This window comes from Flavobacterium aquidurense, assembly GCF_031458035.1.
GTDB classification, from domain to species: Bacteria; Bacteroidota; Bacteroidia; order Flavobacteriales; family Flavobacteriaceae; genus Flavobacterium; species Flavobacterium aquidurense_C.
Map to the genome: position 1 here is coordinate 122,080 of NZ_JAVDXR010000004.1, position 16,031 is coordinate 138,110.

Annotated in this window: 10 protein-coding genes; 8 read left to right on the forward strand and 2 right to left on the reverse strand. The window is 34.5% G+C overall.

Features of this window, described 5'->3' with window-relative positions; all coding sequences use genetic code 11:
* Positions 1-13 precede the first annotated feature (13 nt).
* From J2X17_RS08050 to J2X17_RS08060, 3 genes are all read left to right on the forward strand, one after another.
* Positions 14-2,317 carry a type IA DNA topoisomerase gene (locus J2X17_RS08050; RefSeq protein WP_310296367.1) on the forward strand — a complete coding sequence of 768 codons (2,304 nt, stop codon included), beginning with the start codon at positions 14-16 and terminating at the stop codon, positions 2,315-2,317.
* A 272-nt stretch (positions 2,318-2,589) separates the two neighbouring features.
* A complete protein-coding gene (locus J2X17_RS08055; RefSeq protein ID WP_310296369.1) occupies positions 2,590-3,066 on the forward strand; it encodes a DUF6265 family protein in 477 nt (158 codons plus the stop codon).
* Between the two features lie 34 nt (positions 3,067-3,100).
* A complete protein-coding gene (locus J2X17_RS08060; RefSeq protein WP_310296371.1) occupies positions 3,101-3,544 on the forward strand; it encodes a DUF4844 domain-containing protein in 444 nt (147 codons plus the stop codon).
* 245 nt (positions 3,545-3,789) lie between these two features.
* On the opposite strand, the gene J2X17_RS08065 is transcribed toward J2X17_RS08060, so the two are convergent.
* Entirely contained in the window at positions 3,790-4,926 is a 1,137-nt protein-coding gene (locus J2X17_RS08065) for an MFS transporter (protein ID WP_310296373.1), read from the reverse strand.
* A gap of 232 nt (positions 4,927-5,158) precedes the next feature.
* On the opposite strand from J2X17_RS08065, the gene J2X17_RS08070 reads away from it, so the two are divergent.
* The 5 genes from J2X17_RS08070 to J2X17_RS08090 all read left to right on the forward strand — a co-directional run bounded on the left by J2X17_RS08070 (position 5,159) and on the right by J2X17_RS08090 (position 13,232).
* A complete protein-coding gene (locus J2X17_RS08070) occupies positions 5,159-5,884 on the forward strand; it encodes a DUF4198 domain-containing protein (RefSeq protein WP_310296375.1) in 726 nt (241 codons plus the stop codon).
* Between the two features lie 252 nt (positions 5,885-6,136).
* Positions 6,137-8,431: a TonB-dependent siderophore receptor gene (locus J2X17_RS08075; protein ID WP_310296377.1), complete on the forward strand. Its 2,295-nt coding sequence runs from the start codon at positions 6,137-6,139 to the stop codon at positions 8,429-8,431.
* A 143-nt stretch (positions 8,432-8,574) separates the two neighbouring features.
* The gene (locus tag J2X17_RS08080; protein WP_310296379.1) at positions 8,575-9,768 is read left to right on the forward strand and encodes a redoxin domain-containing protein; all 1,194 of its coding nucleotides are present in this window, start codon (positions 8,575-8,577) and stop codon (positions 9,766-9,768) included.
* A gap of 119 nt (positions 9,769-9,887) precedes the next feature.
* Positions 9,888-11,792, forward strand: a complete 1,905-nt coding sequence (locus tag J2X17_RS08085; RefSeq protein WP_310296380.1) for a S9 family peptidase — start codon at positions 9,888-9,890, stop codon at positions 11,790-11,792.
* 126 nt (positions 11,793-11,918) lie between these two features.
* Complete coding sequence (locus J2X17_RS08090; protein WP_310296382.1) at positions 11,919-13,232, forward strand: APC family permease; 1,314 nt, start codon at positions 11,919-11,921, stop codon at positions 13,230-13,232.
* Between the two features lie 94 nt (positions 13,233-13,326).
* On the opposite strand, the gene J2X17_RS08095 is transcribed toward J2X17_RS08090, so the two are convergent.
* Positions 13,327-15,963: a valine--tRNA ligase gene (locus J2X17_RS08095; RefSeq protein WP_310296383.1), complete on the reverse strand. Its 2,637-nt coding sequence runs from the start codon at positions 15,961-15,963 to the stop codon at positions 13,327-13,329.
* Positions 15,964-16,031 lie beyond the last annotated feature (68 nt).

Sequence of the window (16,031 nt, forward strand, 5' to 3'; positions counted from 1 at the left end):
TTAGAAGAAATAAATGAAGGTCTGTATTGCCGAAAAACCAAGTGTAGCACGTGAAATCGCATCCGTTTTAGGAGCCAATACCAAGCATGACGGGTATTATGAAGGCAACGGTTATGCGGTAACCTACACTTTTGGACATTTATGTACCTTAAAAGAACCCAACGATTACAAACCGCATTGGAAAAGCTGGGATTTGAATAATTTACCAATGCTTCCGGAGAAATTCGAAACCAAAGTGGTGGAGAATTCAGGAATCCAAAAGCAATTTAAAATTGTAAAAAGTCTGTTCGACAAAGCAGAAGTAGTCATAAACTGCGGGGATGCCGGGCAGGAAGGAGAATTGATTCAGCGTTGGGTGATGAACGAAGCCAATTATAAAGGAGAAGTACAGCGTTTGTGGATTTCGTCCCTGACCACTGAAGCCATAAAAGAAGGTTTTGATAACTTAAAACCCTCTTCTAACTACGATAACTTATTTTACGCCGGATTTTCAAGAGCCATTGGCGATTGGTTATTGGGAATGAATGCAACACGTTTGTACACTGTAAAACATGGCGGTTACAAACAAGTTTTGTCTATCGGACGCGTACAGACTCCAACATTGGCAATGGTTGTGGACCGTTTTAAAGAAATCGAAAATTTCAAGCCTCAACCCTATTGGGAATTACAGACTTTATACCGGGAAACACTTTTTAGTTATGAGGAAGGTCGTTTTTTAAATAAAGAAGACGGTGAAACTTTGGCCAATAAAGTCAAAGAAAGTGAATTCGAAATTGTTTCGGTTGATAAAAAAAATGGAAATGAATTTGCACCAAAACTGTTTGATTTAACAGGCTTACAAGTATATTGCAATACGAAATTTGGATTTTCGGCAGATGAAACGCTGAAAATTGCCCAAAGTTTATACGAGCAAAAAGTAGTTACATACCCAAGAGTTGATACGACTTTTTTACCCAATGATATTTATCCGAAAGTACCCGGAATTCTGCAAAAATTAACGCAGTATTCTACTTTAACACAGCCACTTTTAGAAAAAAAGATTAAAAAATCGCCTAAGGTTTTCAACGACAAAAAAGTAACGGATCACCATGCCATTATTCCAACCGGAATTGAAAGCAATTTGCCGTACAATCAGCAACAGGTTTATGACATTATTGTAAAGCGTTTTATTGCCGTTTTTTACGATGATTGTTTGGTGGCAAATACCACGGTTATTGGTAAGGCTGCTGATGTAATGTTTAAAACCACGGGAAAAGAAATCTTAAAAAAGGGCTTTCGAGTGGTATTCGAAGATCCGAATGCTAAAGAAAAAGAAGCTGATATATTGCCAAGTTTTGTTGTTGGTGAAAAAGGACCGCACGAACCTTCATTTCTGGAAAAAGAAACCAAACCACCAAATCAGTTTACAGAAGCGACTTTACTGCGTGCCATGGAAACCGCAGGAAAGCAAGTCGATGACGAGGATTTGCGCGAATTGATGAAAGAAAACGGTATTGGCCGTCCGTCAACGCGGGCTAATATTATTGAAACGCTTTTTAAACGCCAATATATTGTTCGGAACAAAAAACAGGTTTTGCCTACTCCAACCGGTATTCAATTGATTGATACGATTCAGAATGAATTAATCAAATCGGCTGAGCTTACGGGTTCTTGGGAGAAGCAACTGAAGGATATCGAGAAAGGAACTTATACCGCGGGCGCATTCATCAAAAACATGAAACGCATGGTTGAAGCTTTGGTCACCGAAGTAAGAAGTGAAACCCGACACGCCAATATTTCGCATGCAGGAAATGTCCAAAAAGAAGCGGTAAAAGTCGAGCAAAAGAAAGCGGCCGGAATTTTGGCGGAAGCCTGTCCGAAATGCAAAAAAGGAAATCTGATAAAAGGGAAGTCGGCTTACGGATGCTCTGAATATAAAGCAGGCTGTGATTTTCTATTGCCGTATATTTTTGCAGAAAAAAAAATAACAGAAAGTCAATACTTGCGATTGCTCGAAAAAGGATCTACAGTCAATATAAAAGGATTTAAAACTGAAGCTGGTGCCGTAGAAGGTTTGATTCGTTTTGAAGAAAATTTCAAACTTAAATTAGAACCCAAGAAAACTGTTTCAAAAGCAAAATCAGATGCTTCATCAGATTCTTTAGTGTGTCCGAAATGTAAGAAAGGAACAGTTATGAAAGGAAAAACCGCTTATGGCTGTGGCGATTATAAATTGGGTTGTGATTTTAAAGTGACTTTTGATGAGGTTCGCGCAAAACTAAAAGATCAAAAACCTACAAAGGAATTGGTTTATGCGATTTTACAGAAAAGTATCTAGTTTTTTTTGCCACAGATTAAATGATTAAATAGATTTTTTTCTGCCACAAATTTCACGAATTTTCACGAATTATTTTTGATAATTGCTGGCGTTAAGAAGTTACTACATAGTTCTTAATCTTTTTAAATCATTTAATCTGTGGCGAAATAACTTGAATAATTAATTCGTGTAAATTTGTGTAATTACTTCGTCTATTCGCTATCGCTCGAGTCGTGGCTATCATTTTTTTTCATAAATTAGCTATAGAATCTAACCTCAAAAACTTACCAAATATGTTTCAAAAAACCACTCTTCTACTTGTTTTATTAGCCGTTGTCTCATGCAAAAAAGCAGAAACAGTTGAAAAAGATAAAATCAAACAAGCCGATTGGCTTATTGGAACTTGGGAGAACAAATCGCCAGACGGTGTTTTGACTGAAAACTGGCAAAAAGTAAACGATAGTACCTTTAGCGCAACATCTTATTTCATAAAAAACGAAGATACTTTACACTTCGAGAAAATAGTTTTGTCACAACATGCGGAAATGCTGATGTACAGCGCAGCTGTAAACGGACAAAATAACGACAAAGCAATCGATTTTGGTTCGACTACAACAAGTGAAAATAAATTGGTTTTCGAAAACCCATCACACGATTATCCTCAAAAAATTACTTATACAAAAAACGCCAATAATACTATAACGGCTGAAATTTCTGGAAATCTGCAAGGAAAAATGACTACGGAGAAATTTGTTATGACTAAGAAGTAGTGCTTTTTGTAAATTGTTTAAAGTAAAATGTAAGATGTTGAAAAAATTATCTTTCCTCATTGTAGCACTCGTTTTTTCAGCTTGTGGACAGAGTCAAATAAAAACTCCGATTAATGCGATAAATAAATTTGAACAATTCAAATCCAAAGAAAAATTTGTAGCTGACAATACAATTTTTTATCCCGGAATCGGAGATAAAAAACTAAAACCTATTTTAACTGAAAAAATCAATCTGGCATCAGATGATTTTAAAAAAGTTGCAGCGTCAAATAACGCCACTGAAGAAGATTATCAAAATGCCATAAAAAAAGGCCTTCAACGATTCTCTGTGATTTATCTCGAAATTGATACTGAAAACCGCGAAAGAATTTGCACTTATTTTGAAGAATTGATGGATATAGTTGGACTGGAAAGTTCTAATGGACAGCTAAATGATTTTATGTATGATTTTGATTATGAAGAAAAGACCACCAAATAAAAATCCAGGTAAATTTTAAAATTAAATTCAACGGATTAAAATCCGTTGCTACAAAATAATTCATCCCTCCGGGATTATAATGGTAACAAGAAAGAACCATAGGTTCGATTAATATTGTAGGGCTGGACTTCAGTTTCTTTAATATAATTCATTCCTGCGCAATTTTAAGAGCAGCAGTAAGAACCATAGGTTCGACCAATTTTGTAGGGCTGGACTTCAGTCCAGTTTAAAAAAAATTAGATCATTTATTCATTCTCCCCAATCTTATTCACCATAAAAATCATCAGCAAACCTAAAAGTGCCATGATCAAAAATGCAAATTTCATACTTAAATATTCAGAGATGAATCCTACCATTGGCGGAACAAGCAAGAAACCAAGATAACCAACAGTAGATATAGAAGTTAAGGCAGAACCGCTGCTTAATTTTGATGATCTTCCGGCGATAGCAAATACTAATGGAACAACGCAGGAAACCCCTACTCCAATTAAAACATAACCAAAAATAGTAGGATAAGCATAAGGCAGGATAAAACAGATACCAAACCCCGCGGTGATCAAAATACCACTATAAAATAGAATTCTTTTCGTACCAAATTTCATTACGCCATAATCTCCGAATAAACGTCCTAAAGTTACCGCTGTTGCAAAAAACACAAATGCAGCACTCGTTAACTTTGGAGAAGCGTGTAATATATTTTTAAAATAGATTCCGCTCCAATCATACATGGTATTTTCACACGCCATGGAAACAAAACAGATTAGCGCAAATTTTACCAGATTTTTTTCCGGCATCGAAAAGAATTTCTTTTTTACCGGTACAGGCTCATTATGAATACTCATTGGATAAAAACAAGCTGTAAGTCCCATCATAAAAATACTTACTCCCAGTAAATGATGTGATGGTGCAATATGTTGTGTTACCATTACATATCCTAAACCAGCTCCGGAAAAAACTGCTATACTCCAGACTGCATGAAAACGGGTAATAATTGATTTCGGATATAATTTTTGAACCTCGAGCGATTGCGCATTAATAGATAAATTAAAAATATTACGAGAAGCTCCAAAAATTAAAAGAACTATGACCAACTGCCATACAAAAGCCACTAAACCTGGTAAAGCCAGCGCAATATTAAACATGACTGCTCCTAACAACATAATATAACGACTACTGTATTTATTTAGTAACATTCCGGTAAAAGGCATTGTAAGCATTAAACCAATCGGAAATGCAAATAAAACAGCACCAAATTCAGCTTCCGACAAATGTAATTCTGCCTGTATATGTGGGATTCGTGATACCCACGAGGAATATCCAAATCCGGAAACGAAAAAAAATACAGTATTAGCTAAACGAAATGCTTTTGGTGAGCCCTTCATTCTTTTAAAAAAAGGAATGATCATGGATTTGTTTCAATTTGTTCGGCTGCAAAATTAAGGCTTTTAAAAACATTCTGTCGGAAGATTATTCTTTTAATTTTTTAAAAATTGCGGTTTAAAGATCAAAAGTCGCTTGAAAATCTTCATTGAATCAAAATTTACATTTGCATTATTTTTAATTATTCCAAATAAGACTTAGGTTTGCAGTAATTATAAATTTAAATCCGATCGTATGAAATCAAATTCTTTAAAAAAAATCACTTTCTTTCTTTTTATGTTTGTTGCGAGTCCACAATTGTTTGCCCACGCCCTTTGGATAGAGACTAAAGCTACGGGAACAAAAGGTAAAGCACAGGAAATCTCTATTTATTTTGGAGAGTTTTCAGATAATGACATTACAAAAGCTGACAAATGGTTCTCCGATTTAAAAGATTTTACATTAGTAGTAATTAGTCCATCAAAAAAAGATACTAAACTGACTTCGAAAGCTTTAGACAATAAATATCAGGCTTTCTTTACTCCGGATGAAGAAGGCGTTTATACCATTGTAATGCATCATAAAGTAAAAGATGTGTACGGAACTATGGTTTTAGATTATAATTCAAGTGCTAACGTTACGGTTGGTAATGCAGTAAAAGGAAATGAAACTGTTGCAAACACAAATGTTATCAGTTTATTTTCCAAAGATGTTATCACTGCAAAACAAAATACAAAAATCAATGTAAATGCTTTGTATGAAGGTAAAATTGCCAAAGAGCAGAAAATGAAAGTAATAGCGCCTAATGGCTGGGAAAAAGAATTATGGAGTAATGAAAATGGAGAAGTTTCATTTACACCAATCTGGCCAGGAAACTATATGGTAGAATTTGCTTATACCGAAAAAGCATCAGGCGAACATAACGGAAAAAAATATGATGAAATCTGGAAAATGGCAACGTATTTAATCACGGTTAAATAATTCGTAATTTCTGCAATCTAGTAACCTTGTAAGCGATTACAAGGTTTTTTTATGGAGTAATAATAGCGAAATACTCTTGTATTTTAGTAAAGAACTACAATAAACATCCTATTTTACGTATTAAATAAAAACGCAAACACCTACTCCTCAATATGTTAAAATATTAACAATAATTAATCTAAATAAAATTTGTTAAAGATTATTTAGAAGTTATATTTGCGTAACTATTTTTATTAATTCTAAATAAATAAAATGAAATATATTTTACTCTTCGGATTATCATTTCTAAGCCTTGCAGCATATAGTCAGGAATACACTAGCGCAGAGAATACCACTACTTTAAATGATACGGTTAAAAATAAAAAAGGGGAAATACTTAATGAAGTTTTAATTACTCCTAATAAGCCAAAAAAACCTGTTGAAGCAGCACGTTCAGGTATTAAAGTAATGGATTTGCCTCAAAGTGTACAGGTGATCGATAATGCAATAATCGAACAGCAACAAGCCATCAGATTAAGTGAAGTAGTAAAAAACCTTAATGGTGTTTATGTAGGATCTGCTCGTGGTGGCGCTCAGGAATCATTCTTTTCAAGAGGATATGATATGAGTGCCAATAATATGTTCAAAAATGGTTTCCGTTATAACGCGGGTTCAATTCCGGAAGTTTCATCTTTAGAAAAAGTTGAATTCTTAAAAGGAGGTTCTGCTTTATTGTATGGGAATGTAGCTCCGGGTGGAATCATGAATTTAGTGACCAAAACACCAAAATTTACTTCAGGTGGTGAAGTATCTATGCAAATAGGAAGTTATTCTTATTATAAACCATCTATTGATGTTTACGGCCCACTAAACAAATCAATCGCTTACAGATTTACCGGATCTTACGAAAACTCTGAAAGCTTTCGAGATTATGTAAAAAACGAGCGTATTTATATCAATCCTTCGTTCTTATTTCATATCACGGATAAAACCCAAATTACATTACAAGGGGATTATTTAAGTGCTGACTGGGTTCCTGATTTTGGTACAGGAATCTACGAAAAAACAATTTTGGACTTGCCTCGTAATGAATTTTTTGGAGCACTTTGGTCAACAGCAAATACTAAATCTTCCAGTGCCTCATTATTGTTCAATCATGACTTTAATAAAAACTGGAAATTAAATTTTAATTCTTCTTATCAGTCTTACCGCAGAACTCAAACCTCTACAGCACAATTAAGTACAATTGATGCGAATGGAAATTGGAAACGTGGTTTAACAAAAGCAGATGGTGCCGAACAAATTTTTGGTGACCAATTAAGTTTACAGGGAAATTTTAAAACAGGAAGTGTTAAACACCAAATTTTCACTGGTGTTGACTACGAAAATTCTTTGGCACCAAATTATACTTTTGGATTTTATGCTCCTGCCAAACCTGCAGACCTTATAACAACAGAAGCGACTCCTATAAACTTATACACTTATGATTATAGCACACAAAGTACTGTTATTTCTTATCCAAACAGAACTACACAATTAACAAGTACAGAAACGCAACGTTTTGGAGCTTATTTTCAAGATTTAGTTTCGATAAATCAATACATAAAAGTTCTGGCGGGATTACGTTGGTCATGGCAGGAAAGTCAAGCTACCACAACAAAAGAAGTAATTGAAAAAAAGAATAATGTAAATGTCATTACAACTACGTACGAAAATGCACTACCTGTAACAGGTGCCACAGCTGTTAACAAAGCTTTTTCACCTAAGGCAGGATTGGTAGTTCAGCCAACTAAAGATTTGTCTTTATTTGCTAGTTACTCGAACTCTTTTAATCCAAATACAGGAACAACAGTAGATTCAAAACCACTAGATCCATCTATTATAGATCAATATGAAGTGGGTGTGAAAAAAGATTTCTTCAGAGGACTTTTGACTACAAACATAACAGTTTATCAAATAACAAATAACAATTTAGCACAGACAGCTCAATATCTATCAGATGGTATTACACAAAACGTTAATACTAATCTAAAAGAATTGGTTGGAGCCACAAAAGGAAAAGGTGTCGAAATAGATATTACTGCTACTCCAGTAGAAGGTTTAAATATTATGGCTGGATATAGTTTTAATGAAACCAAAGTATCTAAATCATCTGGTACAAGCGGAAGTCTTGTTGTTGGAGATGTTTTAGCAAGAACTCCAAAAAACACTGCCAATTTGAGTTTCTTCTACAAATTGCCTACTGGTTTATTAAAAGGAGTAACTTTTGGAGCAATCGGAAACTATGTGGGTGACCGTACAGGAGGCTGGAATGATGATTACTTGTGGACACCGGTTACTCCTCCAACTACACCGCCAACTTATGTGGTAACGATTAGAGATCGTGATATTCCGTTAGAAGGATATGTTACTGTAGATGCTTCTCTTGGGTATGAGTGGAAAAAGTTCTCGATTTTATGCCGACTGTCAAACATCACAAATGAATTGAATTACACAGTTCACGAAAATTATAGTGTGAATCCGATTGCACCTCGTCAAATTATGACAAGCCTACGATACAAATTCTAATATTTGAATTCCATTTTAAAGAAAACCTCATTTAGCAATAGATGAGGTTTTTTTTATTTTCATAGAATAATGAGTTTCAACATTTATACTCCTTTTTCGTACATTAGCTCAACTAACTTTTTGATACCACTAACCAATCAACTATGAAAAAAATATTTTTATCGCTCTTTATTTTATTTTCCTTTGCCTGTTTTAGTCAAAATAAAAATCAATTTTCTTTATCCGGAAAAACAAAAGACATTCCTGATGGGACAGTTTTGTTACTAAAAAATGAACTCACAGATAAATTTATCGATTCGGTTGTTGTTAAAAACAACACCTTCCTTCTTCAGACAAAATTACCTTCTTCTCCCCTCCGAACAATTCTTTTTAGAGACGGTTCAACTAGTAAGGGAATGTGGTTGGAAAATAATAAAATGACATTTAACTCAACTAATACAGGCTTCAGTGACGCACTAATTACAGGTTCTCAAACAGATAGTTTAATTGCAATTTTAGTTAAAGAAGGTAGAACTCTAAAAGACCCTGATGAAAGAATTGCTTTAGAAATGAAATTTATTGAAAACAATCCTAACAATATTGCCAGTGCCCGCAGCCTTTCGATAATGGCACGCGCTTTTGGAAAGAAAAAAACTAGCGAGTTATTTTCAAATATGTCGAAAGAAAATAAGGAATCGGAATATGGCAAAAAAATCGCTGCAGCTTTATTAATTTCAGATGACAAAACAGGGCCAAAAATTGGAGAAAAATATGTCGATTTTGCGATGAAAGATCAAAATGGAGTTGAAAAAAAACTTTCCGACTTTAATGGAAAAGTTATTTTATTGGAATTTTGGGCATCATGGTGTGTTCCATGCCGCGCGGAAAATCCAAATCTTATTAATGTTTACAATAAATACAACGCACAAGGATTTGAAATCTTCGCCGTTTCATTAGACGATAAAAAAGAAAATTGGGTCAAAGCTATTCAAAAAGATAAATTGACATGGCAACAATGTAGTAACTTAAACGGGCAAAACAATATAGCTGCGTCAATATATAAAGTGAACGAAATTCCGAGCAACGTACTGATTGATAGAAATGGCGTTATAATTGCACGCAATTTGCGAGGAGAAAAGCTGAATGAAAAATTGGCCGAAGTCATGTCACAATCTACTGTTCAGATTACAAATGAAGCTAATGGTGGTATTAAAATGAAAATTAGAGGTATTCGTATCTGGAAAGATGAAAATGGAAAAGAGATTACTGAATCTGAATTTAAAAAACTTATCGCTACACAAAAATACAGTGCAAATATAGAAACGGAGAAGAATACCATGACGCTTCAAAAAATATAATCTTTATTACTAAAAACCTTGTTTACATTAACAAGGTTTTTTTTATTTCTACTCAAAGCCTTTTTTTCTTATATTTGACTATTAACAACTGATAACCAATAACTTAAAACCGTTTTAAAATGAAAAAAAAGTTTATTCTGTTTGGAATTTTTTCTGCGATGATATTCAATTCCTGCAAAAAAGAAGAAAAAAGTCAAGAAGCAAGAATCCCCAAACAATATGCTGTAGAAGATTTTTATAACACCAAAAATATTGGTGCAGCTGGTTTTAATAAAGATGAAACTAAAATATTAGTAAATAGCAACTCAACCGGAATCGCCAATTTATATGAGATAAATATCGCAGACACTACTTCAGTCGTATTAACAAAATCTAAAACCGAAAGTAATTATGCTGTAGATTACTTACCTGGCACTTCAAAATTTATTTATTCATCTGATAAAGGCGGAGATGAAAATTCGCATCTCTATTTAGCGGACAGAACTAATCCTGCTGTTAAAGATTTAACGCCATGGGCAAAAAGTGCCAATAGTTTTGTTGGCTGGAGTCTTGACAAGAAAAACATGTATGTGAGCAGTAATAAACGTGATGTAAAGTTCTTCGACATTATTAAATTAGATACGTTGAGTTGGAAGCCTTCTGTTTTGTATAAAAATGAAACTGGTTTAACGCCGTCAGTGATCAGTAAAACAGAAAGATATATCGCTTTAACGAAAGAGATTACTACAGATAAAAACGAACTATATATTTACGACAACAAAACAAAAACTACTAAAAAAATAAGTTCTGAGAAAGAAGCTACTTGGAATCCGATGGCTTTTGAAAAGAATGACAGCATTTTTTATTACGCTACTAATGATAACAGTCAGTTTAGTTATTTGGTGAAATACAATTTGAATTCGGGTAAATCTGAAAAAATATTTGAAGACAAATGGGACGTTAATTATATGAGCCTGAGCGAAAATGAAAAATATCACATCGTTTTTATCAATGATGACGGTAAAAACAAAGTGATTCTCTTTGACCATAAAACGGGACAAAAAATAGATTTTCCCGATTTAAAAGATGGTGACGTTCAAAACGTAATTATCTCCAACAGCGAAAACAAATTATTACTTACGGTTGGAAGCAGTACAAGTTCTCCAAATTTATATTTATATGATATTCCGACTAAAAATTTAAAACAGCTGACATCAACTTTAAGCAAGCAAATTGATCAAAATGATCTTGTAAAAGCAGAAGTAGTCCGTTTCAAATCTTTCGATGGAAAAGAAATTCCTGCAATTTATTACAAACCCCTTCAGGCATCAGAAACCAATAAAGTTCCGGCATTGATTTGGGTTCATGGAGGACCGGGCGGGCAAAGCCGAATTGGATATTCAAACAGTATTCAGTATTTGGTCAATCATGGTTATGCCGTTTTAGCCGTTAACAATCGCGGAAGCAGCGGTTACGGAAAAACGTTTTATAAATTAGACAATAAAGACCACAGCAATGGTGACTTAAATGACTGTATTTGGGGCAAAAAATGGCTCGCAAAACAAGATTATATTGATTCAAATTCCATTGGTATTTATGGCGGAAGCTATGGTGGCTGTATGGTTTTGGGTGCATTGGCTTTCCATCCTGACGAATTTAAAGTTGGGGTAAACTTATATGGCGTAGCCAACTGGTTAAGAACCCTAAAAAGCATTCCACCTTATTGGGAATCTTTTCGAGCTGCTTTATATGATGAAATGGGTGATCCAAATACTTCCGACAGTATCCGTTTGAAAAGAATTTCGCCACTTTATAATTATAAAAAAATAAACAAACCATTGCTTGTTTTTCAGGGAGCCAATGACGTTCGCGTACTGCCAATAGAAAGCGACGAAATCGTAGCAGGTGTTAAAAAGAATGGTGTTCCGGTCGAATATGTTGTTTATCCTGACGAAGGTCATGGTTTCCAGAAAAAAGAAAATCAAATTACTACTTCTAAAACAACACTTGCTTTTTTAGATAAATATCTGAAAGCGAAAAAATAACACGCAAAAAAATCTAATATAAAAACCTCATTTTTCAATAAATGAGGTTTTTTATTTTAAATGATGAAAGTCCTTATCTTTACTTTTACCAAAAGCATATATAATATCAACAAAACCAAAAATTACATGTCAGATTCCACAAAAAACCAATTAAAAAAAACACTCGGACTAAGTTTTAACATTGCGGTATTAATTGGCGGTACAATTGGAGTTGGAATTTTGCGAACGCCCGGAACTATTGCCGGGATGTTAGATAATTATTGGCTTATCATTGCTTCCTGGCTTTTTGGCGGTATATATGTTTTAATTGGTGCTAATTCGTATGCAGAACTTGCTACAATGCTTCCAAAAGCTGGAGGATCTTACAATTACATCAAAAGGGCTTTCGGAGATTATGCCGGCTTTTTATCGGGGTGGTTTGATTATATTACCAATGCCATTCCGCCTGCTTTTTACTGTATTGTAATAAGCGAATATTTGATTATTTTATTTCCAGTCTTAAAAAGCTATTCTACTGTAATGGCTATTTCACTTTTAGTTGCATTTGTATTGTTGCATTTAAGCGGTGTCAAAAATGGAAGTGCCATTCAGCAGATTACGAGCTTTTTAAAAGTTATTTGTTTTGTTTGTTTAGTTGTAGCGTGTTTTATGTATTCAGGAGTGCAATTAGCGCCCATTCCAAAAGACAATTCGTTCTTTCAATTCGGACTTATATTTGGCTTTTTCAAATCACTGCAACTTATTATTGGGACTTATAACGGCTGGAATAGCGTTTGCTTTTTTGCTGAGGAAAATGATGATCCGAGTAAAAATATCCCGAAATCACTGTATACCGGTGTGCTGTTGGTTATTGCTATTTATGTTTTGGTGAATGCTGCCTTTTTTCACGTTTTATCAATTGAAAACGTAGCAAAATCAAATTTGGCTGCAGCCGATGTTGCTAATATTATCTTCGGAAAAAACGGTGCTATCATTGTGACCGTAATTTCTATTTTCTCTTTAATCAGTATTCTTAATGCTTTCATGATGATACCGCCACGAATTTTATATGGTTTAAGCCGGGATGGTTTTTTTACTCAAAAAGGAACTAACGTCAACAAAGGAGGTACCCCAATTACAGCGCTTTTAGTTTCTTCGTTATTCAGTTTATTTTTGATTTATATTGGTTCGTTTGAAGTTCTATTTTCGTTTGCTGCCTTTACTTCTATCATTGTTTGGGGACTAGCCTACTGTTCGCTTATAAAACTGAGAAATTCGGAGCCTGATTTAGCACGGCCATATAAGTCATTTTGGTATCCATGGACCACTATTTTGGCAATCGTTGCATCGATTGCATTACTTGGTGGTTTTATTTTTAGTGATCCTAAAAGTTTCATTATTATTGTGGGAATTACGATTGTTTCTTATCCATTGTTTTTGGTTTTGAAGAGAAAGAAGTGAAAGGTGAAATGTGAAATGTGAAATGTGAAAAATAAAAGAAATCCCAAAACTGAATTTCAGTTTTGGGATTTTTTATTTAAGAGATAATTGATTCTTATTTCAACCCGGCAATACTCTGCTCGATTGTAGCAATTTTTGCCAAGGCATCAGCTTCTTTTTGTTTTTCGTTAGCCAAAACTTTTTCTGGAGCTCCGGCAACAAATTTTTCGTTAGACAATTTTGCCTGAACTGACTTTAAGAAACCTTGTGTGTATACCAACTCTGCAGTCAGTTTTGCAATTTCAGCTTCCACATCAATATTTCCTCCTGAAATCGGAATGAAATATTCATTTGATTTTACACGGAAAGACAATGCGCCGTCCACTTTAGCTGACACATATTCGAAAGCCGAGATATTCCCTAATTTCGTTACAATTGAATCAAAATAAGTTGAAATATTTTCGCTGTTAATTGCTTTCAATTCGATAGCATCTTTAAACGGAATATTTTTGTCTTTTCTAATTGTTCTGATTCCTGAAATTACCTCGATTGTACTTTCAAAATCAGCAATTAAATTGGCGTTGAAAGGTTTTAATTCTGGCCATGTTGAAACAATTAAAGCTTCTTCGGGAGTTCTTTCTGCCAATATCTGCCAAATTTCTTCTGTTAAAAAAGGCATGAAAGGATGTAACAATTTCAAATTGCTTTCTAACATTTCGATTGCTTTATCAAACGTAACTTTATCGATTGGCTGTTGATACGCCGGTTTGATCATCTCTAAAAACCAAGAACAGAAATCATCCCAAACCAATTTATAAATTGCCATTAACGAATCTGAAATTCTGTATTTCTCGAAGTTATCTTCAATATCAACTAAGGTTTGCTGTAATTTCGCTTCGTACCATTCAATTGCTACTTTTGATGATTCCGGTTGCGGAATAGTTTCTGAAACTTCCCAACCCTTAATCAATTTAAAAGCATTCCAAATCTTGTTTGAGAACGCTTTTCCTTGGTTACATAATTCTTCATCAAACATAATATCGTTTCCTGCAGAAGCACTTAAAAGCAATCCTACACGAACACCATCTGCACCGAATTTATCAATCAAATCTAAAGGATCAGGAGAGTTTCCTAATGATTTAGACATTTTACGACGTTGCTTATCACGAACTAAACCTGTCAAATATACGTTTGTGAATGGTTTTTCACCTGCATATTCATAACCTGCAATAATCATTCTGGCAACCCAGAAAAACAAAATATCCGGACCTGTAACCAAGTCATTGGTTGGATAATAGTATTTGTAATCTGAACTTTCAGGATCCATTATTCCACCAAAAACGGACATTGGCCATAACCACGATGAGAACCAGGTGTCTAATGCATCAACATCTTGCTTAAGGTTGTCGGTTGTTAGTTGTTGGTTGTTAGTTCTTTCTTTTGCTAAAACTAAGGCATCTTCAATATTTTCTGCAACTACGAAATCTTCTTTTCCGTCTCCATAATAATACGCCGGAATTTGTTGTCCCCACCATAATTGGCGAGAGATATTCCAGTCGCGAATATTATTTAACCAATGTGCATAAGTATTTTCGAAACGTTTTGGATGCAATTTAATATCGCCATCAACCAATACAGATTGAATTGCCGGTTTTACTAAATCTTCCATTTTCAAAAACCACTGATCTGATAATCTTGGTTCGATTACCGCTTTGGTTCTTTCAGATGTTCCCACTTTATTCAAATGGATTTCGGTCTTCGCCAAAGCTCCAATTTCTTCTAATTCTTTTGCAATTTCAGTACGAACCACAAAACGATCTTTCCCCTGATAATGCAACCCGAAGCTATTTAGTGTAGCATCTTCATTAAAAATATCAACGATTTCAAGATTGTGTTTCTCTCCTAACGTTTTATCATTCATGTCGTGCGCCGGAGTTACTTTTAAACACCCGGTTCCGAATTCAACATCTACATATTCATCTTCGACAATCGGAATTACGCGACCACAAATAGGAACAATTGCTTTCTTCCCTTTTAAATGTGTAAAACGCTCATCATTTGGGTTGATACAGATTGCAGTATCTCCAAAAATAGTTTCCGGACGCGTAGTTGCAATGGTTAAGAAATCTTCTGAACCTTCAATTTTATATTTTAAGAAAAATAATTTTCCTTGTTGTTCTTCATAAATAACTTCCTCGTCAGATAGAGTTGTTTTAGCTTCAGGGTCCCAGTTTACCATACGGTATCCTCTATAAATCAAACCTTTATTGTACAAATCAACAAACGATTTAATAACAGATGCTGACATATCAGGATCCATCGTAAATTTGGTTCTTTCCCAATCGCATGAAGCGCCTAATTTTTTAAGCTGATCTAAGATTACGCCACCGTATTTATCTGTCCATTCCCATGCGTGCGCTAAAAATTCTTCGCGGGTCAAATCATTTTTATTGATTCCTTCTGCTTTTAGTTTTGCTACAACTTTAGCTTCAGTCGCAATAGAGGCATGATCCGTTCCCGGAACCCAACAAGCGTTAAAACCTTTTAGACGCGCTCTACGAATAAGAACATCCTGAATAGTATTGTTCAACATGTGCCCCATGTGCAAAACTCCTGTCACGTTTGGTGGCGGAATTACAATAGTATATGGTGTTCTATGATCTGGCTCTGAATGAAAATAGTTGTTTTTCATCCAGTAGTCATACCATTTATTCTCGATTGTTTTAGCGTCAAATTGTGCTGGAATTGTCATTTTTGATTGTTTAATCGTTTAACTGTTTAGTCGTTTATTTGTTGAACCGTTTAATCGTTTTTTTGTTT